This window comes from Bifidobacterium felsineum, assembly GCF_002802915.1.
Lineage (GTDB): Bacteria > Actinomycetota > Actinomycetes > Actinomycetales > Bifidobacteriaceae > Bifidobacterium > Bifidobacterium felsineum.
In genome coordinates this window covers 1-395 of sequence record NZ_PEBJ01000014.1, presented here as the reverse complement: position 1 = coordinate 395, position 395 = coordinate 1, and the positions used below count along the sequence as shown (strand labels likewise).

Here is a 395-nt window from a genome sequence, read left to right as displayed (position 1 = left end):
CAGTACAGGGCGCCGTCCTCGGCGACCTCCCGGTTGAAGCCCACGTCCAGCAACAGGTTCAGATCCGTGGACGCCAACGCCTCCAACAGGCTCGGGTTCGTGCCGCCCACCTCATGCCCGTGGAAATACGCGTACGCGTTCTCACGGATCTTCATCAGCAGCTCACGGTCGTAGACCGTGCCCACGAACCTGACGCGCGGGTCTTTATCGAAACCGGTGCGCCGCTTCAACTCCTCCAGGAACTTGTCGGACACGTTCGTGACCAGCGCGAAATCACGCTTCGACCCGCTGGCCATGAACTCGCGGATCATCGTCTCATAGTTGTTCTCCGGCACGAACCGGCCCACCACCAGGTAATACGACTTCGGGGAAAGCCCCTTCTCCCGATACCAGCC

Annotated in this window: 1 pseudogene; it reads right to left on the bottom strand. The window is 61.5% G+C overall.

Annotation, left to right across the window (positions count from 1 at the left end):
• A pseudogene (locus CSQ86_RS09655) lies at positions 1-395 on the bottom strand (glycosyltransferase family 1 protein); the annotation flags it as partial.